We start from the raw sequence: 26,696 nt of genomic DNA, 5'->3' as shown, positions 1-26,696 counted from the left end.
TCGCCTCATGCCGCCGGGCCCCTTAGCCTTGGTAACGCCCCCATCCCTGGAAAGCTTGTCTGAGGAAACGCGGACCCGCCATGAAACGAGAACGACGCCGGACCGCCGGAGCTGCGGTAGCCGGGGCCGTGAGCCTGGCCCTGTTCACGGCCTGCAGCGCTTCACCCACCGGCAGCGGCACCGGGGACACCGGTCCGGCATCGCCGCAATCCCCGGCTGCCGGGACTGCTTCACCCCAGACCGTGGCCACCGGACTCGAAGCACCATGGGCCATCACCTTCCACCGCGACATCCCGCTGGTCAGCGAACGCGACTCCGCCCGGATCCTTGAAGTGGACACTGGGGGAAACGTCCGGGAGATCGGCACCATAAACGGCGCAGCAGGCGGGGGAGAGGGAGGCCTGCTCGGGATCGCCGTGCAGGACGGATACCTCTACAGCTACGCCACCGCCGGGTCGGAAAACCGCATCGAGCGGCGGCAGCTGACGGGCAGCGGCGGTTCCCTTGGGCTGGGCGGTGCCGAAACGCTTGTGAGCGGCATCGAGGCCGGCTCCATTCACAACGGCGGTCGCCTGGCGTTCGGCCCCGACGGCTTGCTGTATGCCACCACCGGCGATGCCGGGAACCGCGGCAGCGCCCAGGACACCGGATCCCTGTCCGGAAAGATTCTACGGATGACGCCCGAGGGGGATGTGCCGGAGGACAATCCGTTCCCCGGGTCACTGGTCTACAGTTACGGTCACCGCAATCCGCAGGGCATTGCCTGGGATGCGGACGGAACCATGTACGCCAGCGAATTCGGTCAAAACACGTGGGACGAACTTAATGTGATCACGCCCGGCGGCAACTACGGCTGGCCCGACGTCGAGGGCATCGCCGGCGCCGAACGCTTCATTGACCCGGTTCAGCAGTGGAAGCCTGCTGATGCCAGCCCCAGCGGCATCGCCGTCGTCGGCGACTCCGTTTACATCGCCAACCTGCGCGGGGAAAGCCTCCGGGAGGTTCCCCTACGGGAGACAGGCTTATCTTCCCTGTATCTGAGCGGTGAGTACGGCCGGCTGCGCGACGTCGTTGCAGCCCCGGACGGGAGCCTGTGGGTGCTGACGAACAACACCGACGGGCGGGGCAACCCGGAGCCGGATGATGACCGGATCCTTCGTCTCAGTACTGCCGGCTGACCGGCAGCTTCGGGCAACTTTGTCCAGCGTACCTGCACCCAGCGTGTCGGCAATCCGCTGGGGGCGCATGCAGACCGTGCGGACACCCGTGGGGCCGAGCCCGGGCGTGATGGCTCTGGTCAAGCCCTCCGCAGCGGCGCCGCGCACGTCCATCCGCCGCGCGGCGGGCAGGGGTTGAACCTCGGCCTTCAGGACGCGTTTAACCTTGGCTGGAAACTGGCCGCTGAAGTGCACGGATGGAAACCTGAGGGGCTGCTGGCCACATATCGGTCTGAACGGCACTCCGTTGCCGCCGGTGCCGGACATGCGGTTCGGGCGGGGGAGGACCAGCGGGACCCTCACCCGCCTGCCCCGGTGGTTCGGCTCCCCGTCCTAGCCGGTCACAGCAGGTCCGACTCGTGCAGCACATAGTCGTACTGTGGCAGCGGCCGTCCGGCGCGCAGGGTCTGCACCAGATCAGGGTCGGCAAGGTGCAGCCGCCCAATGGCGATGAGGTCGAATTCGTCATCCGCCAGGCGGCGCAGAAGCTCCTCCCGGTTATCGAGGGTCGGATTGCCGCTGCTGCGCCGGTCCTTGATGGCCGAACCGATCCCGACACTGCCCACTGCCATGGCCGAGGCGCCGGTGAGCTGCTTGGCCCACCCTGCCAGGCTCAGGTCGCTGCCCTCGAACGCGGGAGCCTGGAAGCGGCGGGCACTGGCGTCAAGGACATCGACGCCGGCTGCAACGAGCGGACGGAGCAGGGCGCCGAGCTCTTCCGGGGTGTCGGCGAGCCGCGCGCCGAAGTCCTGCTGCTTGTGCTGGGAAAAGCGGAAGAAGATGGGCAGCTCCTCGCCGATCTCCTCCCTGATAGCCCGAACCACCGCAGCGGGGAAGGCTGCACGGCGTTCGGCGTCCCCGCCCCACTCGTCGTCGCGGCGATTGGTGTCCGCCCAGAGGAAGGCATCCAGGAGATAGCCGTGCCCGCCGTGCAGCGCGATGCCGTCAAAACCGGCGTCGACGGCGCTGCGGGCCGCGGCGCGAAAGGCGCTGATGACGCTTTCGATGTCAGCGGTTGTCATGGCGCGGGTCACCGGTTCGGCTGCCCTCACGTACTCATCGGAGTAGGTGGTGATCCCCGGTGTGCCCCACAGGCCGGAAGGCCGCATGGGGGTGATATCCGGGCTTCCGCCCATCGCCCCCCACAGGGGTCCCACGTGCCAGAGCTGCGGGATGATGCGTCCGCCGGCCTCATGCACGCCGTCGACGACGGAGCGCCAGCCGTCCAGCGCCGTCGCCGCGAACATGTTGGGCACCGAGGCATGGTCAACCGATGCCGGATGGTCGATGGCCACGCCCTCGGTGATGATCAGCCCTGTGCCGCCTTCGGCCCGGCGCCGGTAGTACCGGGCCACGTTCTCGCCGGGCACGCCGCCGGGGGAGTGGGTGCGGGTCATGGGTGACATGACGATCCGGTTGGGCAGGTGCAGCGACCTTACGCTGAACCCGCGGAACAGCGGGTCGGCGGCAGGGTTGGCTTCAGTCTCGGTGTAACCGGGGTGTGTGCTCACAGTGCTGCGCTCCCTGCGTTGGCGAGCATGTGGCGGGAAGCGGCGCGGCCGTCCAGCAGTGAGTTGGTGCGGGCGGTGACCTTCCAGCCCCGCCCGGTGCGCGTCAGCTCCCAGCGGTTGGCGGAGAGCCTGTCCACGTAATAGCCCGGATCGGCGCCGTCCCGGTGCCGCACCAGCATGGAGTAACCGGTGGCGACGGCGGCGTCGCCGGAGACCCGAATGTCCGGAATCCCCAGGAAATGGCTGGAGCCCTCCGTAATGATCTTCTGGTGCGACGGCCCGTGCACCATGCCGAGGAAATCCTCAGTGCCGCTCAGTGTTGCCTCCCCGTCACCAAGGCTGTAGGTGTAGCTGCCGTCCTCGGTCCATAGGCCGGCCACGGCGTCGGCGCTGCCGCTGTCGACGGCGGGACCATAAGCGGCGAGGACGCCAAGTATGTCGCGGTGGTCTTCCAGGCGTTGGATGCGCTCTTCAAGAGCGGCGATCCCGGTCAGTGGACTCATCAGTTATTCCCCTTCGAATTCCCTTTAGCTTGTATCTAATATCACCAGTGGCTCGAGATGCAAACAAGCGCTTGACCGGTAACGAAAGGAATATGGAATGAGCGGTTTCGAGAAGTACGGACCCTGGGCTCTGATTGCCGGCGGATCGGAGGGCGTGGGCGCCGCGCTGGCACACGAGCTGGCCGGGCGTGGCCTCAATGTGGCCATCGTGGCGCGCAAACCCGGCCCCCTCGCAGAGGTGGCTGCATCCGTCCGCGCGTCGTACGACGTCGAAGTGCTCGCCATTGAGCAGGATCTGCTGGCCGAAGGGGCCGTCGAATCGATTGCCGAGCGGCTTGGAGACCGCGAAGTGGGCCTGCTGGTATCCAACGCCGGCGCCAACACCTACGGCAGCGAGATTGTGACCTCCGACGCGGACCGCGCCCAGAGGGTGATTGATCTGAATATCACGGTCACTGCCGCCCTGGTCCGCCGGTTCGGCCTGCCCATGCAGGAGCGTCAGCGCGGGGGCATCATGCTCACCGGTTCGCTCAGCGGCTTCGCCGGAGGCGCGGGAATTGGCTTCTACTCTGCGGCGAAGGCCTTTGTGCACAACTTTGCCGAGGCGCTGTGGATGGAAATGCGCCCGTACAACGTAGATGTTCTGGAGCTGTGCCTGGGCCTGACCCGCACGCCCGCAATGGAGCGTCTCGGCTACCAGTTTGATGCCCCCGGGGTGCGTGCGTCCAATCCCGCTTCCGTGGCCCGGGAGGTTTTGAACCACCTCGGCGACGGGCCCAGCTGGTACCCCGACGGCTTCGGTGACGACGCCGAGAAACGCTCGGCCCACCCCCGCGGTCCAGTTGTCGAAGCCGCAAACGCGCATTACCGCTCACCCGCGGCCTAATTGCCTGCGGGTCCGAACCTGAACCAGAAGAGATGCCCGGAACCACAACACCATAAGGAGAAAACGCATGGCACCCCGCCCCACCTATGATCCCGGTCCCACGATCGCCCACGCGGGCGGCATCAACATCGGCACACCGGACCTGCAGAAGTCTTTGTGGTTCTTCCGCGACATCTTCGGCATGGAGGTAACCGCCGAGGATGACGGCGTTGCCTATCTGCGCGGATACCAGGAAAGGATCCATCATTCTCTGGTGCTGACCCAGCAGAATGAAGCCCGGATCAATGCCATGAGCCTCCGGGTCAACCGGCCCCAGGACGTGGAACTGTTCCATGACCAGTTTGTTGAAGAGGGCATCGAAGTGCGTCACGTGGGCGCCGGCGCGGAACTCGGCCGCGGTGAGGCCGTCCGGCTCCTGCTGCCGGGCGGAGGGCATCCGCTGGAGCTCTATTACGGCATCGACCGCCCCCTGGCTCCGGAGGGGATGCGTTCAAAGCTTTTCGGGAACAGCTCAATCCGGAGGGGACTCGGCGTCCAGCGGATTGACCACCTTAACATCCAGACCAGTACGCAAAACATGGCGCAGGCGGAAGGGTGGCTCCGTGAATCCCTGGGCATGAAGAGGCGTGAGGCAATGATGCTGCCGGACAACCCGGACGTCCCCTATGTCTCGTGGCTGTCAGTGAATTCCAAACTGCACGACATTGCCATCGGCTCGTCCATGACCGGAGAGGATGCCCAGTTCCACCATGTCGCCTTCGCGCTTGAGAACATGCACGACGTCCTCACCGCAGTGGACCAGCTGCGGGATCTGGGCATCCAGATTGACGCGGGACCGGGCAAGCACGGCGTCGGCCAGGCCATGTACCTCTACGTGCGTGATCCGGGTTCGGGTTACCGCATTGAGCTCTACACCGGCGGCTACCCGTTCTTTGATCCGGACCATGAGCCGCTGGTATGGGAACCCAAGGATATGACCTACGGCATGACCTGGTACGGGGACAACCCGCTCGTCCACGCCGACACCTCCAGGTATCAGGAGACCATGCCCGTTGCGGGCCTGGATCTGAAGGCGCTCGTCAACGACTAATCCGAAAAGCCGGGTGCCGTCCGATGCGAGGGCGGCCCCGGGCGCCGTTCCTGTTGTTCCGGATGCCAACAGGCGGGAAGGGGTGCTTTCGCAGCCCGGGGCTGTCCGGGAAGGGGCCGGTAAGCGCTGGATCCGAGTTCTCCGAAATACGTCAGTGCCGTGATGGCCGTTCAGCAGGTAGGCTAGGACAGCCGGTACGGCAAGATTTTGTCAGCAGGAACTGTGCGGCCAGCCAGGAAGTGATTGGTTGGCCGCATCTTTTGGGGAGGATGGAACATGGCGCGCGAGGACAACAACGCCGGCCACGGTGAAGAACGGCGTGAACTGGGCGCCGAGGACACCACGACTATCAGTCTGCCGCCGCAGAGCGATACGACTGTCGAGCCCAAGCTCAGCACAGACGAGCGCGCTGCAGTTGCCGCTCTGCCTGCAGGATCTGCACTGCTGATCGCGCATTCAGGACCCAACAGCGGGGCTCGGTTCCTGTTGGACCAGGATGTAACAACTGCGGGACGCCATCCCAATGCGGATGTGTTCCTTGATGACGTGACGGTTTCCCGCAAGCATGTGGAGTTCCGCCGGACTCCCGAGGGATTCCGGGTGGTCGACTCGATGAGCCTGAACGGCACCTACGTGAATAATGACCGCGTGGATTCTCTGCTGCTGCGCACGGGCAACGAGGTCCAGATCGGCAAGTTCCGGCTGACCTTCTATGCCGCACGGCCCACAGCCGCCAAGCAGTAGGAAACGCCGGCACGAAAGTGTCCGGCCGGATGTCCACGGGAACACTTGAGGGAACAGGTACCACGTATGTCAGCATCACAGCCCATCAGGCGGACCCTTGGCACGGGGAACGAGCGCCTGCGCGGCCGTGTGCTCAATATCGGGGAGGTGCTGAGGGAACTCAGCACCGATTTCCCCGGCATCAGCGCATCCAAGATCCGTTTTCTGGAGGAAAAGGGGTTGGTGACGCCGCAGCGGACGGCAGCCGGTTACCGGAAATACACCACCGCCGACGTTGAGCGGCTGCGTTTCGTTTTGGCGCTTCAGCGCGACCAGTACCTGCCGCTGAAGGTCATCAAGGATTATCTGGACGCCATCGACCGGGGAGAACGGCCCGAGTCGCTGCCCGGCGGCATGTCATTGACCCCGCGCGCGGTCTCCGAACAGCTGGCCGGGGAACTCTCCGCACGGACACTTGCCCGCGGGCTGACATTCGACGAGCTGGTCAGGGAATCAGGAGCCTCGGCTGACCTGGTGAAAAGCCTTGCCAACTACGGCCTCATTGCGGCTCCCGACAGCAGCTCCGAGAACGGTCTCTACGACGAACACGCCTTGAAGGTTGCCCGTGCCGGCGCGAAGCTGCAGGCTCACGGGATTGAGCCCCGGCACCTGCGTCCGTTCCGGGCCGCCGCCGACCGTGAGCTGGGGCTGGTCGAAAGCGTGGTGGCACCGCTGGCATCCCGCCGCGATGTTGCTTCCAAAGCCAGGGCAGCGGAGACCGCCCGGGAAATCAGTGACCTTTGCCTTAACCTGCACAGTGCCCTGGTCAACGGGCACATCGCACGAATGGAAAGCTGAAAAGCATGCGCGAAGTCGAAGTTGTGGGCGTGCGGATCGAACTTCCGTCCAATCAGCCCCTCGTGCTGCTCAAGGAGATTAACGGCGAGCGCCACCTTCCCATTTGGATCGGTGCCCCGGAGGCCAGTGCCATAGCTTTCGTGCAGCAGGGGATCGTTCCTCCCCGGCCCATGACCCATGACCTGCTTGCCTCCGTGGTGGTTGCCCTGGGGCGCAGCGTCAGTGAGGTCCGGCTTGTCTCCGTCGAGGACACCGTGTTCTATGCCGAGCTTGTTTTCGACAACGGAGTTACGGTCAGTTCCCGGGCATCCGACGCCATAGCGGTTGCCCTGCGGGCCGCCTGTCCCATCCTGTGCGCTGATGCGGTTCTTGACGAAGCCGGAGTGCGGATCGCCGAGGCAACGGACGAGGATCCCGCGGAGGAGGAGCAGGAGAACGCCGAGCAGGAACTGCGCCAGTTCCGCGAGTTCCTGGCGGACGTTGAGCCCGAGGACTTCGAGCGCTGAGCCGACACGCCCTGAGAAAAAGGGCGGGCATCTTTGACCTTGGACGTGGTCAGATCTAACGTCGAAGCATAGAGTTCCCACTGCACGGATCTCCGCTCTCCCCGCTCCCGGGTTAGCCCACGTTGTAGCCCATGGTTTATTTCCATGATCTATCCGTAGCTCCTTCCCTTGAGAGGCTCAGCGGGGCACACTGAAGATGGTCGTTCCCGACGTCTCCGTGTCCCGTGCGGACCCCCACCGGGAACCGCTACAAGGAGGCACAAGTGAGTCCGAAAGGCACTGCCGGCGAGCACATCCACGCCGCTGCGCCGGGTAAGGTTCCCGGAGCCCAGGGCTTGCTGTTCACTGAGGATCTGCCGGTTCTCGATGAGGACGCCGGCTACCGCGGACCGACAGCCTGCAAAGCGGCCGGAATCACCTACCGCCAGCTCGACTACTGGGCACGTACAGGCTTGGTGGAACCCGCCGTGCGGGGCGCTGCGGGTTCGGGAACGCAGCGGCTCTACGGATTCCGCGACATTCTGGTCCTCAAGGTTGTCAAACGGCTGCTGGACACCGGCGTTTCCCTTCAGCAGATTCGAACAGCGGTTGAACACCTGCGTGAGCGCGGTGTGGAAGATCTGGCCCAGATTACGCTGATGAGCGATGGCGCCAGCGTCTACGAGTGCACCTCGGCAGACGAAGTCATCGACCTGGTGCAGGGCGGACAGGGTGTCTTTGGAATTGCCGTTGGCCGCGTCTGGCGCGAAGTTGAGGGAAGCCTGGCACAGTTGCCGAGCGAGCACGTGAGTGATCATGATTTTCCGGGAGATGAACTGAGCCAGCGGCGGACAGCCCGCAAGATCAGCTAGCAGGAAGGACTGCCGCGGCATCGCGGGTTCCGCACAGTCTTCCCACACTCATTCGGAGGACGGTTGGTTGCCCGAGGGGCGCTTAGCCTGCCCGGCGGATAACGCGGCTGCGGGCGCTGCGGGTTTCCACAACGTTCGTCAGCAGTGAATCGAAAGTACGGGCCGCCTGCTTGGCCGACTCACCGGGCCAGTGGTGCACGGAATGCGCAGCTCCCTGGATTTGCTGCCAGTTGGCCTGCTCCGCAATAGTGGGGCTCAGCAGCAGGCCACCGAACATCTGCTTCATCTCGGCCAGCCGGAAGGTGTGCTCGTTGGAGCCGGACCGCACCCGGTTGGCAATGATCGCCGCGGGGGCAAGGTTGGGAGCGAATTCCCTGCGGAACAGTTCCAGCGCACGCATGGTCCGCTCGGTTCCTGCTACGGAAAAGAGCGCGGGTTCCGCGACCAGCAGGACACGGTTGCTGGCCGTCCATGCCATGCGCGTCAGACCGTTCAGCGACGGCGGGCAGTCGATCAGGACCAATCCGTAGCCGCTGACACGGGACAGGAGCGTGGCCAGGCGCCGGAGGTCCCTGCGGCCCACCTCCGGGCGGTCATAGATTCCGGAAAAAGCGGACCCCATGGCGACATCGAGGACAGGCCGGTGCTCGGGGCCGTAGTTCCCGGATCGCCGGACATTGGCCACCCAGCCGCTGGGAACAACGCTGTCCCCAAGCTGGGCGCGCCGGGAATTCTTGAGCATTTCACCAATGCCCGGCTTGCCCGCCGCCGTGACGCCCAGCCCCGTGGTTGCATCTGCGTGCGGGTCCAGGTCCACGACGAGGGTGGGTATTCCTGCTGCCAGTGCAGCGGACGCCAGCCCAAGCGTCACAGAAGTTTTGCCCACGCCGCCCTTCAGGCTGCTGATGCTCACTACTTGCACTTGCTGAACCAAAACCTAACGTGTCTAGGGATCACGGGCGGGGCCCCTGTGAGGCTGCTGTCTCATTCTATGTGACGCCGGGAGGTAACTCCGGCAGTGTTGGTTTTGCAGGGTGGCGGAGAAAAGGCAGAATACTTAGCGTGATCCGGACCACTTTCCCGGCCACCGCCGGAAGTGCCGGGTCTAGAATCACGAAGAGTGCAGCGCTTCCGAGCTGCCGTCAACCCGCAACGATGCAGGAGCGCAATGTTCTCGAAGATATTGGTAGCCAACCGCGGTGAAATCGCGATCAGGGCCTTCAGGGCTGCTTATGAACTGGGCGCCAAGACGGTGGCTGTATTTCCGCACGAGGACCGCAACTCGATTCACCGGCAGAAGGCTGACGAGGCATATCTGATCGGTGAGGAAGGACATCCCGTCCGGGCGTACCTGGACGTGGACGAGATCATCCGTGTTGCCAAGGAATCCGGTTGCGACGCCATCTACCCCGGGTACGGGTTCCTCTCCGAGAACCCGCAGCTCGCCCGGGCCGCCAAGGAAGCGGGCATCACCTTTGTGGGTCCTGCCGCGGACATCCTTGAGCTCGCCGGACATAAGGTGCATGCCCTCAACGCTGCACGGGAAGCCGGCATCCCGGTCCTGCGCTCCACCCAGCCCAGCTCAGACCCGGAGAAGCTGCTCGCTGAAGCCGAGGACATTGGGTTCCCCATTTTCGTGAAGGCTGTGGCCGGCGGCGGAGGCCGCGGCATGCGCCGCGTAGACACTGCCAAGGACCTGCCGGAAGCGCTGAATGCGGCGATGCGTGAGGCTGACACCGCCTTCGGTGACTCCACCGTATTCCTGGAACAGGCAGTGCTGCGCCCGCGCCATATCGAGGTCCAGATCCTTGCCGACGGCGAGGGCAACGTTATCCATCTTTTCGAGCGGGACTGCTCCCTCCAGCGCCGCCACCAGAAGGTGATTGAAATTGCGCCGGCGCCCAACTTGGACGAGAGCATCAGGCAGGCCCTCTACCGGGACGCCGTGAAGTTCGCCAAGGCGCTGAAATATGAGAACGCCGGGACTGTTGAGTTCCTCGTTGACACTGTGGGGGAGCGCGCCGGGCAGCACGTCTTCATCGAAATGAATCCCCGCATCCAGGTGGAGCATACGGTGACCGAGGAAATCACCGACGTCGACCTGGTGCAGTCCCAGCTGCGGATCGCCGCCGGCGAGACGCTGGAGGACCTCGGACTGCGTCAGGAGGAACTGCGCGTCCGCGGCGCGGCCCTGCAGTGCCGCATCACCACGGAGGACCCGGCCAACGGCTTCCGCCCGGATGTGGGGAAGATCAGCGGCTACCGGTCCGCCGGCGGCGCCGGTGTGCGGCTCGACGGCGGCACGGTCTATGCCGGCGCTGACATCAGCCCGCACTTCGATTCCATGCTCGTAAAACTGACCTGCCGCGGCCGCAACTACCCGGCCGCCGTCAACCGTGCCCGGAGGGCTCTGGCCGAGTTCCGGATCCGCGGCGTCTCTTCCAACATCTCGTTCCTGCAGGCCGTCCTCGATGACCCGGATTTCATTGCCGGCGACGTCGCAACCTCCTTCATCGAGGAACGGCCCGAGCTGCTCAGCGCCCGCGGCTCAGCGGACCGCGGCTCACGTCTGCTGAACTGGCTGGCCGATACCACAGTGAACAAGCCGCACGGGGAGCTTCCCGTGCACATCAACCCGGCCGATAAGCTGCCGGTCAACCTGCCCGAAGTCCGGCCGGGGTCACGCCAGCGGCTTGAGGAGCTTGGTCCGGAAGGATTCGCCGCAGAGCTGCGCGCCCAGCAGGCGCTGGCCGTCACGGATACCACGTTCCGGGACGCGCACCAGTCGCTGCTCGCCACCCGGGTCCGCACCCGCGACCTGCTGCTGGCGGCGCCGGCAGTGTCCGCGCTGACGCCGCAGCTGCTGTCGGTGGAGGCCTGGGGCGGAGCCACTTACGACGTCGCCCTCCGCTTCCTCGGCGAAGACCCCTGGGAACGGTTGGCATCACTGCGCAAGGCACTGCCGAACATCTGCATCCAGATGCTCCTGCGCGGCCGGAACACCGTGGGCTACACGCCCTATCCGACGGAGGTGACTGAGGCCTTCGTGCAGGAGGCAGCTGCTACCGGCGTCGACATCTTCCGCATCTTTGATGCCCTGAACGACGTCGAACAGATGGAACCGGCTATCCGCGCCGTCCGGGCCACCGGCACAGCGGTTGCCGAAGTGGCCCTGTGCTACACGGCGGACATGCTGGACCCCAATGAGAAGCTGTACACGCTGGACTACTACCTGGACCTGGCCCAGCAGATGGTGGACGCCGGAGCCCACATCCTGGCCATCAAGGACATGGCCGGACTGCTGCGGCCGGCAGCGGCGGCCAAGCTGGTGGCTGCCCTGCGTGACCGCTTTGATTTGCCCGTGCACCTGCACACCCACGACACCGCGGGCGGACAGCTTGCCACCCTGCTGGCTGCGGCCAACGTGGGCGTGGATGCCGTTGACGTGGCTACTGCATCCCTGGCCGGCACCACCAGCCAGCCCGCAGCCTCCGCCCTGGTGGCAGCCATGGCCCATACCGACCGCGACACCGGACTGGACCTGGACGCTGTCAACGCCATGGAACCGTACTGGGAAGCGGTGCGCCGGGTTTACGCTCCGTTTGAATCCGGTCTGGCCGGCCCAACCGGCCGGGTCTACCAGCACGAAATTCCCGGCGGACAGCTTTCCAACCTGCGCCAGCAGGCCATTGCCCTCGGTCTGGGGGAGCGCTTTGAAGCCATTGAGGACATGTACACCGCTGCGGACCGCATGCTGGGCCGGCTGGTAAAGGTCACGCCGTCTTCCAAAGTGGTCGGCGATCTGGCCCTGCAGCTGGTTGGCAGCAAGGTGGCACCCGAGGACTTCGAAGAGAACCCGCAGAACTTCGACATCCCGGATTCAGTCATCGGCTTCCTCAGCGGCGAGCTGGGCAACCCGCCCGGGGGCTGGCCCGAGCCTTTCCGGACCAAAGCCCTGCAGGGACGCAATATCAAGGTTCGCGATGTCGAACTCACCGAGGTGGACCGCGCCGGCCTGGCCGGAGACTCGGCTACCCGGCGGGAGACCCTCAACCGGCTGCTGTTCCCGGGCCCGGCCAAGGACTTCACCACCGTGCGTGAGACCTACGGCGACGTGTCCGTGCTGGACACCCGCGACTACCTGTACGGGCTGCAGCAGGGTGTTGAGCACGTGGTTGAACTCGAAAAAGGTGTGCGCCTGATTGCCACTCTGGAAGCGGTGTCCGATCCGGACGAAAAGGGCATGCGCTCTGTGATGACCACGCTCAACGGCCAGATGAGGCCGGTGCTGGTCCGCGACCGCAGCGTCAAATCCGAGGCCAAGGTTTCCGAGCAGGCGGATCCGGGTAATGCCGGTCACGTCGCGGCTCCGTTTGCCGGCGCCGTCACCGTCACCGTGAAGGCGGGGGACGAAGTGGCAGCGGGCGAAACCGTGGCGACCATAGAAGCCATGAAGATGGAGGCATCCATTACGGCGCCTGTGGCCGGAAAGGTTGCCCGGCTGGCAATCTCAGCTGTGGAGCAGGTGCAGGGCGGAGACCTCCTGGTGGTGATTGAGCCCAAGGACGGCTAACCCGAGGCCGCATGTCCTGCGAAGGGCCCCGTGATCCTGCTGACGGAACACGGGGCCCTTTTGCGCCCTAGACTGGGATCGTGACTCACTTTGATTTGGCCATTATTGGTTCCGGCTCCGGCAACTCCCTGATTACTCCGGATTGGGACGGCAGGAAAGTTGCGGTGATCGACGGCGGGACCTTTGGCGGGACCTGCCTGAACGTAGGGTGCATTCCCACCAAGATGTACGTCTATCCGGCGCAGCTGGCGGCGGCCGGCGCAGATGCGGCCCGGCTGGGGGTGGACCTGACACTGGACAAGGTGCACTGGCGTGATATCCGCGACCGCATCTTTACCCGCATTGACTCGATTTCCGAGGGCGGCCGCCGGTACCGGGCCGAGGAACTGGACAACGTCACTCTCTACGACAGCTATGTCCGCTTTACCAGCGAACATGCCCTCGAGACCGAGGACGGCCAGCGCATCACCGCCGACCAGATTGTGGTGGCGGCCGGATCACGGCCGGTACTGCCGGACATTCCCGGCATCAACCTGCCGCAGGTGCACACGTCCGACACAGTCATGCGCATCCCCGAACTTCCCGAGCGGATCCTGATCATCGGCGGCGGGTACATTGCCGCCGAGTTTGGCTTTGTGTTTTCCGCGTTCGGCTCATCCGTCACCATGGCTGCCCGGTCCGGGCCCCTCCTGCGCGCCATGGATGCCACAGTGTCCGAGCGCTTCACCGAGGCTGCCTCCAAACAGTGGGACGTGCGGCTGAACACCGAGGTCAGGTCTTTGGCTGAGAATCCCGACGGCTCCGTGCAGGTTTCCCTGGAGGGACCCGAGGGGACAGGCACGCTCGACGTCGATCTGGTCCTGGTGGCCACAGGCCGCGTACCCAATACCGACAGTCTCGGCGTTGACGCTGCCGGCTTTGACCTGCGCCCCGACGGACGGTTGGCGGTGGATGAGTTCCAGCGCGTGCAAAAGGACGGCCGGCCCGTTGAAGGAGTGTGGGCGCTCGGAGATGTCAGCAGCGACTTCCAGCTCAAACACGTCGCCAACCATGAGGCGCGCGTCGTGGCACACAATCTGGTGCACCCCGGGGACCTAAGGGCCAGCGACCACCGGTTTGTTCCCTCGGCCGTCTTCAGCAGTCCGCAGATTGCCTCCGTTGGAATGACGGAGGAGGAAGCCTGCCGGGATACGGAGGCAAGGGGAGTGGAGCTGGCGCTGGCCGTTCAGGAATACGGATCCACGGCCTACGGCTGGGCCATGGAGGACAGCACGGGCTTCGTGAAGCTGCTGGCCGAAAAGGAAAGCGGAAAGCTGCTCGGAGCCCACATTATGGGCCATGAAGCATCCATGCTGATCCAGCCGCTGATCCAGGCCATGTCTTTCGGGCTGGACGCCGCCGGCATGGCATCAGGCCAATACTGGATCCATCCGGCCCTGACCGAAGTTGTGGAAAACGCCCTGCTGTCCCTGAAGATCAACAGACAGGACTAAGGCCCCGGTCAGGGCGGTAACGCCGGATCAGACTTTCTGGCCGCTGTAGATCTCATCCACCACGCCGGAAAAGTCCTTCAGGACCTGGGCGCGCTTGATCTTCATGGACGGCGTCAGGTGCCCGCTGGCTTCAGTGAAGTCAGTCGGAACAATCCGGAACACCTTGATGGCTTCGGCTTTGGAGACGTGCTCGTTGGCCCGGTCCACCAGTGCCTGGATCTCGGTCTGCAGCTGCTCGGTTTCACCGGCCTGGGCGGCCGTTGTCCCGGCCGGCAGCTTGTGGCGTTCCAGCCAGCCGGGCAGGGCTTCCTCGTCCAGTGTGATCAGGGCCGAAATGAACGGCCGCTGGTCACCCACCAGCACGCACTGGGAGACAATGGCGTCGGCTCGGATTCTGTCCTCCAGCAGTGCCGGGACCACGTTCTTCCCGCTGGCCGTGACGATGATTTCCTTCTTGCGTCCGGTGATCCGCAGGAAGCCGTCACTGTCCAGCTGGCCAATGTCACCGGTATGGAACCAGCCGTCCGTGAAGTTCTCCGCCGTGAGGTCCGGGCGGTTGTAGTAGCCCTTCATGACGCTGACGCCCTTGGCCAGGATTTCGCCGTCGTCCGCGATGCGGACAGCGTTGCCGGGAAGCGGCGCGCCAACGGTGCCAATCTTGGTCAGTCTTGGAGTGTTGACGGTCACGGGAGCGGTGGTTTCGGTCAGCCCGTACCCTTCCAGCACCGTCACGCCAATTCCGTGGAAGAAGTGGCCGAGCCGTTCACCCAGCGGTGCGCCTCCCGAAATCGCATACTTAACCCGTCCGCCCATGGCAGTGCGGATCTTCCCGTAGAGCAGCTTGTCAAAGACGGCATGCTTGACCTTGAGGCTCAGCGGGACCTTGCCGGCTTCCTCTGCCTTGGACCATTCGATGGCGGTCTTGGCGCCGGCATGGAAGATTTTGCCCTTGCCGCCGTCCTCGGCCTTGAGCATGGAAGAGTTGTAGACCTTTTCGAAGACCCGGGGAACAACCAGCAGGAAGTCCGGCTGGAAGCTCTGGAGATCGGGGAGCAGGTTCTTCACGTCCGGGGTATGCGCCACGGTGGCACCGGCAGCCACGCTCAACACTGAGATAAACCGGGCGAACACATGGGCCAGCGGCAGGAACATGATGGTTTGGGCACCCTCGCGGCATACCTCGGCCTGCGCAGCTGCGGCATTGCGGGAGAGGTTCACGAAGTTCCCGTGAGTCAATTCGCAGCCCTTGGGCCGGCCCGTGGTTCCGGAGGTGTAAATGATGGTGGCGGTGTCATCCAGCGTCGCTTGGGCGCGGCGTGCTTCAAGGTCCTCGTCTGAGACCGTTGCGCCGGCTGCACGGAGCTCATCGAGTCCGGGACCCTCGATCTGCCAGACGTTCTTTACAGCGGCCAGGTCCTCTTCCACGGCTGCCTGGCGGACCACGTTCTCATGGCGGGAAGCCTCTACAACCACCCCTACGGCACCCGAGTCACTGAGGATCCAGGCGACCTGGGAGGGTGAAGACGTCTCGTAGACCGGGACGGAGACGGCCCCGGCGAACCACAGGGCAAAGTCCACCAGCGTCCACTCGTACCGGGTGCGCGCCATGATGCCCACCCTGTCGCCCGGCTCGACGCCGCAGGCGGCGAATCCCTTGGCCAGCGCCCGGACGTCTTTCAGGAATTCAGTGGCGGTAACGGGGGCCCAGGCGCCGTCTGCACCCCGAACCGAAAACAGGGCAGGGTTGGAAGGCTTTGCCGCCTGCTCCAGCAGCAGGTCGGTGGTGTTGGTCTCCAGGGGCGACTCCACCCTGGGGGGAACACTGAACTCACGCATGATAGCTCCTTCGATATCCGGCTGCCCCGCGGACGATTACGCAGACATTACAGAACAGCCTATAACGTGGATCACATTTAGTACCGGCCGGTAACTTTTCGAACCAATAACGCTTTCACGGTGAGCGCGGCGGCGAATAGAATGGACGATTGATGCCCCCCGTAAACCCAGCGCCCGCACCCCGTTCGTCACCTATCCCGTGGCAGCGCCGCGGAACTGAACCGTTTTCCGCACGCCGGCCCATGCGGCTGCCCAACCGAATGCGCCGGCGCGGCCTGGCCATCGGCATCGACATCGGCGGCACCAAGGTGGCGGCCGGCCTCATCGACGGCGACGGCAGGGTCCTCGCGGAGGCGCGCCGGTCAACGCCCGGGCAGGATCCGCGCGAAGTGGAGTCGGTCATCGCGGACCTGGTGGCCGAGTTGTCCGCCAACCACCACGTCTGGTCGGTTGGTATCGGTGCCGCCGGCTGGATGGACCTTGCCGGAAGTACCGTTCTGTTCAGTCCGCATTTGGCCTGGCGCAACGAGCCACTGCGGGAAAACCTCGAACGGCTGCTGCGCCGGCGCGTCTACCTGGTCAACGACGCGGATGCCGCCGCCTGGGCCGAATGGCGGTTCGGATCCGGCCTGGGGCAGAGCCGGCTGGTCTGTGTCACGCTCGGCACCGGCATAGGCGGCGCAATGATCATGGACGGACGCCTGGAGCGCGGGCGTTTCGGTGTGGCAGGGGAATTCGGCCACCAGATCATCATGCCGGGCGGACAGCGCTGCGAGTGCGGGAACCGAGGCTGCTGGGAACAATATGCCTCGGGCAACGCCCTCGGCCGTGAAGCCCGTGAACTGGCAGCCGCCAACTCTCCGGTGGCACAGGAATTGCTGCGTGCCGTGGACGGAAACATCAGCGGCATTACCGGCGCAGTGGTCACGAGGATGGCCCTCGACGGAGATCAGGCGTCCGTGGAACTGCTCGATGAAGTGGGTCAATGGCTGGGCCTTGGCCTGGCAAACCTGGCTGCCGCCCTGGATCCCGGCATGTTTGTGGTGGGCGGCGGACTAAGTGCCGCCGGAGACCTCCTGCTGGAGCCGGCCCGGCGGTCCTTTGCCCGCAACCTGACCGGACGGGGGTTCCGTCCGGCCGCGCGTCTGGAGTTGGCGGCCCTGGGACCCGCGGCCGGAATGATCGGGGCAGCTGACCTGTCGCGGATCGCCGCCCGGCGCTGACGCCCTGTCGGGGAGGGTGCCGGACCCGTACCCTAGACGGCCGCCCCGTCGTCGTCGTGGTGCTGGGGCAGCCGGAAGAGCAAATAGCCGGCCGCAGCCACGAAGAGCGCGATGACGCCCAGAATCACCGCCACCGGCGCGCCCCGCCAGAACATGGCAAAAACCAGCAGCAGGATGGGTCCGCCGACTGCACCTATCCAGGCCAGGACAACCAGCGGCTCACCCGTGCTGAACGGCGGCGGTTCCGGAGGAACAAACTCGCCCTCGGATTCGAGCTCCTCCGGTTCGTCGTAATCCCGCGGCCCCCGGGGCGGGACTGTCCGGAACGGCTGGTTCTCGAAGATGGCGCGCGTTCGCTCCGCGGCGGACCGCGGAACCGGACCGCCGGCATGGCCCTGACCGGCATCCTCTTCAGCGGGGACGCCGGTTCCCTCCGAATCACGGGTGTCCCCGGCATCCGCTCCACCGTTTGGTTCGTCAGTGCCTGTTGCCCGGGGCGGACCGGGCGCGTCACGGCCGCCGTGGGTTCCATCGGTCGGCATATTCTGCAGCCGTGAAACAAGGTCAAGCCAAGCTGCCTCGTCGGTGGATTCGTTGCGTTCCGGTTCACGTTCTTTCATGCTGCGGCACCTGCACTGATCCTTTGGATGAACTGGGAGGAACGGTCGAAAATCAAGGGGGCATCGTGGTCCATGGTGGCCACATGGTAGCTGTTTTCCAAGGGGACAACCTCCAAAGCGCTGCCGAGACGGCGGCGAAGAACATCCATGCTGGATTCCGGGACCACCGGGTCCACTGCGGAACGGAAGGCAATGACCGGTGCGTTGATCCCCGGCAGAGCCGCCGTCGTGTCCTTGAATAACCGCATCAGCTGGTGGACGCCGCCCACCGGGGTGCGCGTGTAGGCGCCCTCATCCTGTCCGGGGAGCTTGATGTTGTTGCCGATGGCAGGCACGGACCTTAGGACGTATTTGAGGAATCCGGAGTATCTGGCCCGCGGATCATCAATCGTCAGGCCGGGATTCACCACTGCCACGCCGGCCACCGGGCGGTACGCGGCAAGGCGCAGGGCGAGCGTGCCGCCCATCGACAGTCCCGCGGCAACAACACGGTCAGTGCGGCCGGCCAGCTCCTGGTAAGCATCGTCATAGCCTTCATACCAGCGCTCCCACGGGGTACGTGCCAGCTCCTGCCAGGTGGTCCCGTGCCCGGGAAGAAGGGGAAGGCTCACCGCGTAGCCCTGGTCCGCAAGGTGCCGTGCCCAGGCCGCCATGCTGACCGGAGAACCGGTAAACCCGTGGCTCAGGAGAACACCTGTGGCGGCGTTTGCGCCATGTCCGCCGCTGGAAAAGGCAGCTGCGCCCGGTAGGGAAGTCATATCTCTATGGTTGCATCCGGGACCGGCTTTTCCACCCCTGCGGCACCCAAAGTTGCGCCGCGTCCGAGCGCCTGAATACAGCCGGGGCAGGCGGGCGCATAGAGTAGGAGATGGGAAACCAAACCGGGTCCCTGATTTGTTATGTCTCGGACAGGAGAGCTGGCTTACGTGTTCTATTGGGTGATGAAGACCATTTTCATCGGACCGGTGGTCAACCTGCTCTTTAGGCCCTGGGTCAAAGGCATGGATAACGTGCCCGAAACCGGGCCGGCTGTGCTGGTGAGCAACCACCTGTCCTTCTCCGATTCGATCTTCCTGCCGCTGGCGGTGCCGCGCCCCGTCAGTTTCCTGGCAAAGTCCGAGTACTTCACCGGCAAGGGACTCAAAGGCAAGCTCACCGCTGCTTTCTTCCGGCTCACCAATCAGCTGCCGATGGACCGGTCCGGCGGCGCCGCATCGGCAAGCTCCCTGAACGCAGGGGTGGACGTGCTGGAAAACGGCGGGCTTCTGGGTATCTACCCGGAGGGAACGCGCAGCCCGGACGGCCGTCTGTACCGCGGCAAGACCGGGGTGGCCAAACTTGTGCTGAAGACGGGTGTTCCGGTGATCCCGGTCGCCATGATCGGCACTGACAAGGTCCAACCGATCGGCCGGAGGATCCCCAATATCCGCCGCATCGGCATCATTGTGGGCGAGCCCCTGGACTTCTCCCGGTACGCGGGCATGGAGAATGACCGGTTTATCCAGCGTTCAGTGACTGACGAGATCATGTACGAACTGATGCGTCTTTCCGGCCAGGAGTACGTGGATGTGTATGCCAGCACCATGAAGGAAAAACAGGCGGCTGCCCGCAGGGTCTCCAAGAGTTCCGAAGCCCGCAGCGCAGCGGTGCGCCTGCCCGGGAGCGACCACGGTGCAACGGGTTCCGCCGGATCCGGCTCTGCCGGCGGCACGGATGCAGCGTATCCGGTTCAGCCCGGCGGCCGCTCCCGTCCGCTGCCGCCGGCCGCCGGTACGGGCAGCGATGCCGCCGGGGACGGCGCAGCCGGTCCCGCGGAGCCGGCACGGTCACAATGATCGGCCGCCGGAAAACACCGCCGGCAGAGGCAGGCATCGAACCTGAAGACACCGAGCCGCAGGGCGCCTGAGCCGCGCCGGTTAGCCTGCCGCAGCTGCCGCAGCTCCGGCACGACGGCCAAAGAAGGTGCCGTCCCCGAGGGATGTGCCGCTGATGTAGCCCTGGCCGTGCAGCCCGGACGTCGCACGGCCGGCGGCGTACAGGCCGGGGACAGGGAATCCTGAAACATCCAGGACGGTACCGTTGGTGTCGGTCCGCAGGCCGCCGAGTGTGAAGACCTTGGCCCCGCCGCGCGATGCGCCCAGTTCGGGTGAGGACATTCCCCGGCTGACATCGATGGCGGCAAACGGTGCTTCCAGGGGACGCAGCCACCGTTTGTTTTTATGGAAGTACGGGTCCTCACCCCTGGCTGCGTGCCTGTTGTATTCGGCCACCGCAACGCTCAACGCACCCTCCGGCATGCCGATCTCCTGCTCCAGCTCCTCCGGGGTTTCGGCCACGAGATGCGGCAGCACGCCCCAGCGTTCATCCTCCGGCACCTCCTCGAAGGCCGTTTCATCGAGGATGATCCACACCCGGAGGTCCTGGCGGAACAATGCTGCCTGGCCCAGCAAACCGGGGTACTGGTCTTCATTGATGAAGCGCTGGCCCGCGGCGTTGACCAGCATGCCCCGCACCGCCAACCCCGGCACCAGGGAAATCCCCACTTGGGCGGCTGCCATGTTTTGGATGCCGGCGCCCGCTGCCTGGGCCATCTCGATGCCGTGCCCGTCATCTCCTCCGTCGCTCGTGACACCCCAGCCGGTCAGCAACGGCGCGTGCTGCGCCACCATCCCGGGATTGTCGGCAAACCCTCCGGTGGTGAGGATGACCCCGCGGCGTGCCCGGTAGGTCAGGGTTTTCCCAAAACGCCGGGCGGTGACGCCTGCAACCTTGGAGTCCTCAAGGATGAGGCGGGTTGCATATGTGTCGGTGTGCACCCCGGCGCCTGCCGCGTTGACAGCGCCGACGAGCCGGTCCATGAGTACTTTTCCGCCAAACCCTTCCGCTGTCACCCGGTGTCCGCGGGGAGCGGGTTTGGCGAGGCCGGCGAACGGCTCGGCGTTTTCGCCCAGCCACATCAGGCCGTCGTCCGTCGGAGGAACCCAGGAGGGTGATTCCCAGAATGACGGCTTGAACGGCACCCCCTGCCTGGTCAGCCATTCATAGTGATCCACGCTGCCGCGGCAATAGGCCCGGACTTTGCCGGCGTCGGCGTGGGGGCCCAGAGCCGCCAGCAGGTATGCTTCCATCTCCCCGGCACTGTCGGTGAACCCGCAGGCCTGCTGGATGGGAGTGCCGCCGCCCAGATAGATCTCGCCGCCGGAGAGCGCGGAGGATCCTCCTGCGCCGCCGGCACGTTCCAGGATGATCACCTCAGCACCCTGGCTTCGGGCTTCCAGGGCGGCGGCCGCTCCGGCGCAGCCGTACCCAATGACCAAAACATCCGTTTCGTGGTCATACCCTGTAATGGACCGGCTATCCACCGGGCGCGACGGTTGTTCGTTGCTCATCGTTGAGCTCCTCCAATAAGTGAGTGGTTGGCCACTCAATCAGGCCGGGCGCCCGCCGCGGACCCCGGTCCCGGCCAGCGGGATTTCCGCGGCTACGGGCCGGGCGCAGCCGGTGAACGAAGCAGCCTGCACCCGGGCAATATTGCGTCCAAGCCACGCCAGGTTACGCCCACAGGTTGAACGCTTCTGCCCGGGCGGGGTCCAGACAGTACCCTTAAAGGCGTGACCTACACTCCAGTTGACAACGCAGTAGATTCCTCCTCCGCAGCACGGCAGGGTGCGGCGGACTATCCGGGCTTGGATGACTGGCGGTCGTTGCCGATCGCACAGCAGCCTACTTGGCGCGATCACCCGGGTTATGACGCAGCCATTGCCGAGCTGTCCATGGTTCCTCCGCTGGTGTTTGCGGGTGAAGTGGACATTCTCCGTGACCGTTTGGCGGCAGCGGCCCAGGGTAAAGCCTTCCTGCTGCAGGGCGGCGACTGTGCTGAAACCTTCGACGGAGCCACCGCTGACAAAATCAGTGCCCGGGTAAAGACCATCCTGCAGATGGCCGTTGTCCTCACCTACGGGGCGTCCCTGCCGGTCATCAAGATGGGCCGGATGGCCGGACAGTTTGCCAAGCCCCGCTCGTCGAACGATGAGACGCGGGCGGGACAGACCCTGCCCGCATACCGCGGTGACATGGTGAACGGTTACGACTTCACTCCCGAGTCCCGGGAACATAACCCGGCGCGGATGGTCCGTGCGTACCACACGTCCGCTTCCACCTTGAACCTGATCCGCGCCTTTACCCAGGGCGGTTTCGCGGACCTGCGGCTGGTGCACCACTGGAACAAGGGATTCACCTCCAATCCGGCGCATTCGCGCTACGAGTCACTCGCCCGGGAAATCGACCGTGCCGTGAGGTTCATGGATGCCTGCGGAGCGGACTTCGAGGCGTTGAAGCGTGTGGAGTTCTTCGCCAGCCATGAAGCCCTCCTGCTGGACTACGAGCGGGCATTGACCCGCATCGATTCCCGCACCGGGCAGCCGTACGACACCTCGGGGCACTTCCTGTGGATCGGTGAGCGTACCCGCGACCTGGACTCCGCCCATGTGGATTTCCTGTCCAAGGTGCGCAACCCGATCGGTGTGAAGCTTGGCCCCAACACCAAGCCCGAGGATGCCCTGGCCCTGATCGACAAGCTGGATCCGGAACGCGAGCCGGGCCGCCTGACGTTTATCACCCGCATGGGGGCACAGAACATCCGTGAGAAGCTTCCTCCGCTGGTGGAGCGCGTCACTGCCTCGGGTGCGCAGGTTCTTTGGGTGACGGACCCGATGCACGGTAACACCGTCACCTCGCCCAACGGCTACAAGACCCGGAACTTCGACGACGTGATGGACGAGGTCCGCGGCTTCTTCGAGGTGCACAGTTCACTGGGCACCTTCCCCGGCGGTCTGCACGTTGAAATGACCGGCGACGACGTAGCCGAGTGCCTCGGCGGAGCAGACCCGATTGACCAGGAAGCGTTCCTCGAAGGGTATGAGTCGGTGTGTGATCCGCGCCTGAACCACATGCAGTCCCTCGAAATGGCGTTCCTTGTGGCCGGTGCGCTGTCCCGCAAAGGTGACTAGGGGCGAGTAAGACAAGCCCCGGGGGTAAGACAAAAAACCCTAATTTGGTAATCCGCTAACGCAAAGTGCACGCCTCCCGGGGCGTGCACTTTTGCGTTAGACCACGCGCAGCGTGATGACCGACCCCTCCGGGGCCATGGATCCGCCGCTTGGATCCTGCGACTGGACGATGCCCAGCAGTCCGCCCAGCAATTCACTGATCTGGACCTGGAAGCCCAGGTCCTCCAGCTGCGCCCGCGCGGAGTCGGGGGACTGGCGAACCACGTTCGGTACCTGAACCATCACCGGACCCTTGGACACGGTCAGCGTTACGGTGGAGCCGCGGTCCGCCAGGCCTGAGGCCGGAGTCTGCGCGGCTACGGACCCGTCCTGGATATCCGGGCTGTTCACCCGATCGGGAAGCACCTCCGCCGTGAGCCCGGCTTCTTCAAGGAGCTGTACGGCTTCGTCCTCTGTTTTCCCGACCACGGACGGAACCTCCACCGGGGCGGGGCCAAGGGAGACCACCATGTTGACGGCCGAGTCCCGCCGCAGCTGGGTATCGGGAGCGGGGAACTGGCTGATGACCTTTCCGGCATCGACGGTTTCGCTGTGTTCTTCAGTGACTGCTCCCACCGAGAGCCCGGCGTCGGTGATGTTCTCGCCGGCCGCCTCAAGGGTTCGCTGCACCACGTTGGGCACGTCGAATAATTCCGGTCCCTTGCTGATGAGCAGGGTCACCGGCTGGTAGCGCCGGACTTCCGCCGGGGCATCCGGATCCGTTCCTACCGCAAGTCCGGCCGCGACCATCTCGTCATGGATCTCATTGGTGGTGTATTTGAGGCCTTCGCCGCTGAGCAGGGCCCCGGCGGCTTCCCGGGAAACGTTGGCCACGTCGGGGACGGAAACGACGGCGCCCGGGCCGCGGCCGAAAAACCAGCCGGTAAAGACGGCGGCAGCGATGAGCAGCACGGCCAGCACCGCCAAAAGAGCACCGCGGCGTCGGGGACGTCCCCGGCGCAGGGATACTTCGGGACGATGTGCGTCGCGGCTGCTTCGGCGTGCCAGGGCCTTGTACTCCCGGCGGGCCTGTCTCCGTTCCGCACGGCCTCCCGGCGCGGCCTGCTGCGCCGCTTCGCCGTCGGGATCGTATTCATCAGATCCGCCAGGTCCACCGGTTCCGCCGCTCCCGTCCGTGCCGGCCGGCGGCAGGGAACCGGAGCCCCCGCGGCTGCCGGCAGGAAAGACCGTGGTCCGGGTGCCGGTGCGGGAGATGACCTCTGTGGGATAGGTACCGGCGTCGGCGGTTCCCCGGGCGGATGCCGACATGACCTCCGTGGCGCCTGCGGGACGAGGCAGAGCGGTGGTGGCATCCGGACCGGCACCCTCGGGGGTGCCGGATCCGTCCGGCAGCCGGCCGGTGGTGCCGTCCTGTTCACCGCCGGTCCGGGGACCGGGGTCCGGGCACTGGAAATCCAGCTGGTCATCGGTCAGGGAGGTCCGGATGTGGCGGAGCTCGCCCAGCAGGGCTCTGCCGTTCACCGGCCGGTTATCCGGATCAGGAGCGGTGCACCACTGGACCAGCTCATCCAGATCCGCAGCCAGCCCCGGACAGGTTTCCGAGGGCGCGGGAACAGTGGAATGGACGTGCTGGAAGGCAACCTGGATGGGGACGGTGCCGGTGAAAGGCTGGACACCGGTGAGCATTTCATACAGCATGATGCCCGCGGAATACACGTCGCTGCGTTCGTCGGCGCCGGTGCCGGTGACGAGCTCGGGAGCCAGATAGGCAACCGTTCCCACCAGGGTGCCGGTGTTGGTGCTGGTGGATACTGCCCGGGCCAGGCCAAAGTCGGCAATCTTAATGCTGCCGTTGTCCGCCAGCAGGACGTTCTCCGGTTTGACGTCCCGGTGGATCAGGCCTGCGTCATGGGCGGCGGCCAGTCCGTCAACCACGGCGTCAAGCAGGGCAAGGGCGAGCCGGGGGGAGAGCCGTGTCCGTGTTTCCAGCAGTTCGCGCAGCGTCTTGCCCGGCACGTACTCCATCACCAGATAGGCAAGGTTTTCCGCAAAGCCCTGGTCAAGGACTCCGACGACGTGCGGATGGGACAGCCGGGCGGCGGACTTTGCTTCCCGCTCGAAGCGGTCCAGGAAACCCCTGTCGGCGGCAAGATGCGGGTAGAGGACCTTCAACGCAACGTTGCGGTCCAGTCTCAGGTCAGTGGCCAGATAGACCGTGGACATGCCGCCGCGGGCAATACGGGACAGCACCCGGTAGCGATCGTCCACTACGGTGCCGACTAGGGGATCATTCACGGATTCATGCACTCTTTGATCCTACGTGTGCGAAAGGGCAGGGGCCGGATCGACACCGATCCGGCCCCTGCCCCGCGTGTGGGTCAGGCTTGTCAGCTGAAGGACTGGCGGTGGGCCAATACCGAGGCCACGTATCCGCGGGTGTCCTCGTACATGCCCTGCGTTGTCACCGAGTACTGGCCCTGGTAATAAGACGCCACAGCATTTTCCAGGCTGTCGCTGGTGGAGAGCAGCGAACGGATGATCGCCACGCCTGCGGTGGCGTTGTCATAGGGATCAAGGAGGTTCAACTGGCGGCCCACCAGATCAGAGGCCCAGTCACCCGAGGTGGGGATGACCTGCATGGCGCCGATGGCGTTGGCGGGGGATACAGCCCGCTGGTCGAAGCCGGACTCCTGGTAGGAAAACGCCATGGCCAGGGCGGGATCCACGCCCATCTGTACGGCCGTCTGGGCAACAATCTGCTGCATGTCCGCCTGGCTGGGAACGGCCGTGTTGTTGAGCGCGTGCTTGTTCACATTGGCGTTGGCAACCACGTGGTCCGGGTAGGTGTAGTGCAGGAAGGTATTGGGAACCAGATCCGCGGGAGCGGCTTCCGCCGGCGCACTGGCCAGGGTGGTCACTGCGCCTCCGCCGGAAAGAACGACGACGTCGCCCGGGAACAGGATGCTGGAGTCATCCATGCCGTTGGCGGCCATCAGGTCAGCCAGGCCCATGTTGTGGCGGGCGGCAATTCCGGTGAGGGTATCGCCGGCTGCCACGGTATGGGTTGCGGCGGGTGCAGACGATACAGCCGTGACGGCTGACGGTGCCGAACCGCCGGAGAGGGAGATTTCCTGTCCGGGGCGGATGATGGAGGTCATGGTCAGGTTGTTCGCAGCCAGGACACTGTCCAGACTGACGCCGTGGTTCGCAGCGACGGCGCCGAGGGTGTCACCGGCTTGTACCGTGTACGTCCCGGCAGCCGCGGCAGGAGCGGAGGGGGCGGCTGCAGCAGTACCTGATCCCGGCAGCCGAAGTTCTTCGCCCGCAAAGATCAGCGAGGTGCTTTGGAGATTGTTGGCCCGCAGTACTTCGTCAATGGAAAATCCGTAAGCGGCGGCAATGGAGCTGACGGTGTCTCCGGCTTCGATGCGGTGGGTGCCCGGGACACTGGATTGGGCAAGGATCGTGACGGGAATCTGAGCAGCGAGCTCAAACGGGGCAGCCACGCCGGCCACGGAGACGGCAGTCATGTTCTTAACGGCCTGCAGCGGCAGCTGCGAGAAGGGCGCGGCGTCCGGAGCGGCGGAGACTGCCTGTGCCGGTGCCGCAAGGGCGAGCGCGGACATCATGACCGCGGGAATAGCCGCGGCGGTCACGGCGACACTCAATTTGCGGGGCATTCCCCTGGAAGCGGAGCGGGGGGAATTGCTTCCCTGAATCGACTGTGCAGTCATAAAGGGTTGTTTCCTCATCTGTAAACGGCGTGGCCTTAAAGGCAACTGGGGGAATTACGCGGC

General features: G+C 65.1%; 21 protein-coding genes and 1 pseudogene. 13 read left to right on the top strand and 9 right to left on the bottom strand.

Going from position 1 to position 26,696, the window contains the following annotated elements:
- Positions 1 to 80: 80 nt before the first annotated feature.
- Together QMA10_RS07225 and QMA10_RS07220 are read left to right on the top strand one after the other, a co-directional pair.
- On the top strand, positions 81 to 1,178 hold the full coding sequence (locus QMA10_RS07225) for a PQQ-dependent sugar dehydrogenase (RefSeq protein WP_290167156.1): 1,098 nt from the start codon (positions 81 to 83) through the stop codon (positions 1,176 to 1,178).
- Between the two features lie 117 nt (positions 1,179 to 1,295).
- Positions 1,296 to 1,469 (top strand): annotated as a pseudogene (locus tag QMA10_RS07220) (FAD-dependent monooxygenase); the annotation flags it as partial.
- A gap of 89 nt (positions 1,470 to 1,558) precedes the next feature.
- Here QMA10_RS07220 and QMA10_RS07215 read toward each other — a convergent pair.
- Complete coding sequence (locus QMA10_RS07215) at positions 1,559 to 2,728, bottom strand: 12-oxophytodienoate reductase (RefSeq protein WP_290167155.1); 1,170 nt, start codon at positions 2,726 to 2,728, stop codon at positions 1,559 to 1,561.
- Positions 2,725 to 3,231: a nuclear transport factor 2 family protein gene (locus QMA10_RS07210; RefSeq protein WP_290167154.1), complete on the bottom strand. Its 507-nt coding sequence runs from the start codon at positions 3,229 to 3,231 to the stop codon at positions 2,725 to 2,727. Before QMA10_RS07210 ends, QMA10_RS07215 begins: the two co-directional genes overlap by 4 nt.
- Positions 3,232 to 3,328: 97 nt before the next feature.
- On the opposite strand from QMA10_RS07210, the gene QMA10_RS07205 reads away from it, so the two are divergent.
- The 6 genes from QMA10_RS07205 (at position 3,329) to QMA10_RS07180 (ending at position 8,145) form a co-directional block, all read left to right on the top strand.
- Entirely contained in the window at positions 3,329 to 4,117 is a 789-nt protein-coding gene (locus QMA10_RS07205) for an SDR family NAD(P)-dependent oxidoreductase (protein ID WP_290167153.1), read from the top strand.
- Between the two features lie 67 nt (positions 4,118 to 4,184).
- A complete protein-coding gene (locus QMA10_RS07200; protein WP_290167152.1) occupies positions 4,185 to 5,207 on the top strand; it encodes a VOC family protein in 1,023 nt (340 codons plus the stop codon).
- Positions 5,208 to 5,483: 276 nt separating this feature from the next.
- Positions 5,484 to 5,951 carry an FHA domain-containing protein gene (locus tag QMA10_RS07195; RefSeq protein WP_290167151.1) on the top strand — a complete coding sequence of 156 codons (468 nt, stop codon included), beginning with the start codon at positions 5,484 to 5,486 and terminating at the stop codon, positions 5,949 to 5,951.
- Positions 5,952 to 6,017: 66 nt separating this feature from the next.
- Positions 6,018 to 6,788 (top strand): MerR family transcriptional regulator, encoded by a 771-nt coding sequence (locus QMA10_RS07190; RefSeq protein WP_290167150.1) that lies wholly within the window; start codon positions 6,018 to 6,020, stop codon positions 6,786 to 6,788.
- A 5-nt stretch (positions 6,789 to 6,793) separates the two neighbouring features.
- On the top strand, positions 6,794 to 7,294 hold the full coding sequence (locus QMA10_RS07185; protein WP_290167149.1) for a bifunctional nuclease family protein: 501 nt from the start codon (positions 6,794 to 6,796) through the stop codon (positions 7,292 to 7,294).
- Between the two features lie 263 nt (positions 7,295 to 7,557).
- Positions 7,558 to 8,145 (top strand): MerR family transcriptional regulator, encoded by a 588-nt coding sequence (locus tag QMA10_RS07180; protein ID WP_290167148.1) that lies wholly within the window; start codon positions 7,558 to 7,560, stop codon positions 8,143 to 8,145.
- Positions 8,146 to 8,227: 82 nt separating this feature from the next.
- Here the strand turns inward: QMA10_RS07180 and QMA10_RS07175 are convergent, their stop codons facing one another.
- Positions 8,228 to 9,067, bottom strand: a complete 840-nt coding sequence (locus tag QMA10_RS07175; RefSeq protein ID WP_290167147.1) for a ParA family protein — start codon at positions 9,065 to 9,067, stop codon at positions 8,228 to 8,230.
- 246 nt (positions 9,068 to 9,313) lie between these two features.
- Here QMA10_RS07175 and QMA10_RS07170 point away from each other — a divergent pair, with 246 nt between their 5' ends.
- On the top strand, positions 9,314 to 12,718 hold the full coding sequence (locus QMA10_RS07170) for a pyruvate carboxylase (RefSeq protein ID WP_290167146.1): 3,405 nt from the start codon (positions 9,314 to 9,316) through the stop codon (positions 12,716 to 12,718).
- Between the two features lie 80 nt (positions 12,719 to 12,798).
- Positions 12,799 to 14,211 carry a mycothione reductase gene (locus tag QMA10_RS07165; RefSeq protein WP_290167145.1) on the top strand — a complete coding sequence of 471 codons (1,413 nt, stop codon included), beginning with the start codon at positions 12,799 to 12,801 and terminating at the stop codon, positions 14,209 to 14,211.
- Positions 14,212 to 14,238: 27 nt separating this feature from the next.
- On the opposite strand, the gene QMA10_RS07160 is transcribed toward QMA10_RS07165, so the two are convergent.
- Complete coding sequence (locus QMA10_RS07160) at positions 14,239 to 16,047, bottom strand: AMP-dependent synthetase/ligase (RefSeq protein ID WP_290167144.1); 1,809 nt, start codon at positions 16,045 to 16,047, stop codon at positions 14,239 to 14,241.
- A 242-nt stretch (positions 16,048 to 16,289) separates the two neighbouring features.
- On the opposite strand from QMA10_RS07160, the gene QMA10_RS07155 reads away from it, so the two are divergent.
- Positions 16,290 to 17,270, top strand: coding sequence for an ROK family glucokinase (locus QMA10_RS07155; RefSeq protein ID WP_290167194.1), 981 nt, complete (start codon positions 16,290 to 16,292; stop codon positions 17,268 to 17,270).
- Between the two features lie 32 nt (positions 17,271 to 17,302).
- On the opposite strand, the gene QMA10_RS07150 is transcribed toward QMA10_RS07155, so the two are convergent.
- Positions 17,303 to 17,890 (bottom strand): hypothetical protein, encoded by a 588-nt coding sequence (locus QMA10_RS07150; protein ID WP_290167143.1) that lies wholly within the window; start codon positions 17,888 to 17,890, stop codon positions 17,303 to 17,305.
- The gene (locus QMA10_RS07145; protein ID WP_290167142.1) at positions 17,887 to 18,648 is read right to left on the bottom strand and encodes an alpha/beta fold hydrolase; all 762 of its coding nucleotides are present in this window, start codon (positions 18,646 to 18,648) and stop codon (positions 17,887 to 17,889) included. Before QMA10_RS07145 ends, QMA10_RS07150 begins: the two co-directional genes overlap by 4 nt.
- A 168-nt stretch (positions 18,649 to 18,816) precedes the next feature.
- On the opposite strand from QMA10_RS07145, the gene QMA10_RS07140 reads away from it, so the two are divergent.
- Positions 18,817 to 19,725, top strand: a complete 909-nt coding sequence (locus QMA10_RS07140) for a lysophospholipid acyltransferase family protein (protein WP_290167193.1) — start codon at positions 18,817 to 18,819, stop codon at positions 19,723 to 19,725.
- Positions 19,726 to 19,806: 81 nt separating this feature from the next.
- On the opposite strand, the gene QMA10_RS07135 is transcribed toward QMA10_RS07140, so the two are convergent.
- Positions 19,807 to 21,279, bottom strand: a complete 1,473-nt coding sequence (locus QMA10_RS07135) for an FAD-dependent oxidoreductase (RefSeq protein WP_290167141.1) — start codon at positions 21,277 to 21,279, stop codon at positions 19,807 to 19,809.
- A 222-nt stretch (positions 21,280 to 21,501) separates the two neighbouring features.
- Here QMA10_RS07135 and QMA10_RS07130 point away from each other — a divergent pair, with 222 nt between their 5' ends.
- On the top strand, positions 21,502 to 22,899 hold the full coding sequence (locus tag QMA10_RS07130; RefSeq protein WP_290167140.1) for a class II 3-deoxy-7-phosphoheptulonate synthase: 1,398 nt from the start codon (positions 21,502 to 21,504) through the stop codon (positions 22,897 to 22,899).
- 96 nt (positions 22,900 to 22,995) lie between these two features.
- Here the strand turns inward: QMA10_RS07130 and QMA10_RS07125 are convergent, their stop codons facing one another.
- On the bottom strand, positions 22,996 to 25,194 hold the full coding sequence (locus tag QMA10_RS07125; protein ID WP_290167139.1) for a Stk1 family PASTA domain-containing Ser/Thr kinase: 2,199 nt from the start codon (positions 25,192 to 25,194) through the stop codon (positions 22,996 to 22,998).
- A 92-nt stretch (positions 25,195 to 25,286) separates the two neighbouring features.
- The gene (locus QMA10_RS07120; RefSeq protein ID WP_290167138.1) at positions 25,287 to 26,633 is read right to left on the bottom strand and encodes a lytic transglycosylase domain-containing protein; all 1,347 of its coding nucleotides are present in this window, start codon (positions 26,631 to 26,633) and stop codon (positions 25,287 to 25,289) included.
- Positions 26,634 to 26,696: the final 63 nt, after the last annotated feature.

It is taken from the genome of Arthrobacter sp. APC 3897 (assembly GCF_030407495.1).
In the GTDB taxonomy this organism is placed as follows: Bacteria; Actinomycetota; Actinomycetes; order Actinomycetales; family Micrococcaceae; genus Arthrobacter_B.
The sequence above is the reverse complement of the archived record's forward strand: the minus strand, read 5'-3'. Positions and strand labels throughout refer to the sequence as shown.

Excerpts from the sequence above, each read along its gene's own strand:
- QMA10_RS07225 (WP_290167156.1), top strand. The coding sequence starts at position 81 with ATGAAACGAGAACGACGCCGGACCGCCGGAGCTGCGGTAGCCGGGGCC.
- QMA10_RS07210 (WP_290167154.1), bottom strand. The coding sequence starts at position 3,231 with ATGAGTCCACTGACCGGGATCGCCGCTCTTGAAGAGCGCATCCAACGC.
- QMA10_RS07205 (WP_290167153.1), top strand. The coding sequence starts at position 3,329 with ATGAGCGGTTTCGAGAAGTACGGACCCTGGGCTCTGATTGCCGGCGGA.
- QMA10_RS07200 (WP_290167152.1), top strand. The coding sequence starts at position 4,185 with ATGGCACCCCGCCCCACCTATGATCCCGGTCCCACGATCGCCCACGCG.
- QMA10_RS07195 (WP_290167151.1), top strand. The coding sequence starts at position 5,484 with ATGGCGCGCGAGGACAACAACGCCGGCCACGGTGAAGAACGGCGTGAA.
- QMA10_RS07190 (WP_290167150.1), top strand. The coding sequence starts at position 6,018 with ATGTCAGCATCACAGCCCATCAGGCGGACCCTTGGCACGGGGAACGAG.
- QMA10_RS07185 (WP_290167149.1), top strand. The coding sequence starts at position 6,794 with ATGCGCGAAGTCGAAGTTGTGGGCGTGCGGATCGAACTTCCGTCCAAT.
- QMA10_RS07170 (WP_290167146.1), top strand. The coding sequence starts at position 9,314 with ATGTTCTCGAAGATATTGGTAGCCAACCGCGGTGAAATCGCGATCAGG.
- QMA10_RS07160 (WP_290167144.1), bottom strand. The coding sequence starts at position 16,047 with ATGCGTGAGTTCAGTGTTCCCCCCAGGGTGGAGTCGCCCCTGGAGACC.
- QMA10_RS07155 (WP_290167194.1), top strand. The coding sequence starts at position 16,290 with ATGCGGCTGCCCAACCGAATGCGCCGGCGCGGCCTGGCCATCGGCATC.
- QMA10_RS07150 (WP_290167143.1), bottom strand. The coding sequence starts at position 17,890 with ATGAAAGAACGTGAACCGGAACGCAACGAATCCACCGACGAGGCAGCT.
- QMA10_RS07145 (WP_290167142.1), bottom strand. The coding sequence starts at position 18,648 with ATGACTTCCCTACCGGGCGCAGCTGCCTTTTCCAGCGGCGGACATGGC.
- QMA10_RS07135 (WP_290167141.1), bottom strand. The coding sequence starts at position 21,279 with ATGAGCAACGAACAACCGTCGCGCCCGGTGGATAGCCGGTCCATTACA.
- QMA10_RS07120 (WP_290167138.1), bottom strand. The coding sequence starts at position 26,633 with ATGACTGCACAGTCGATTCAGGGAAGCAATTCCCCCCGCTCCGCTTCC.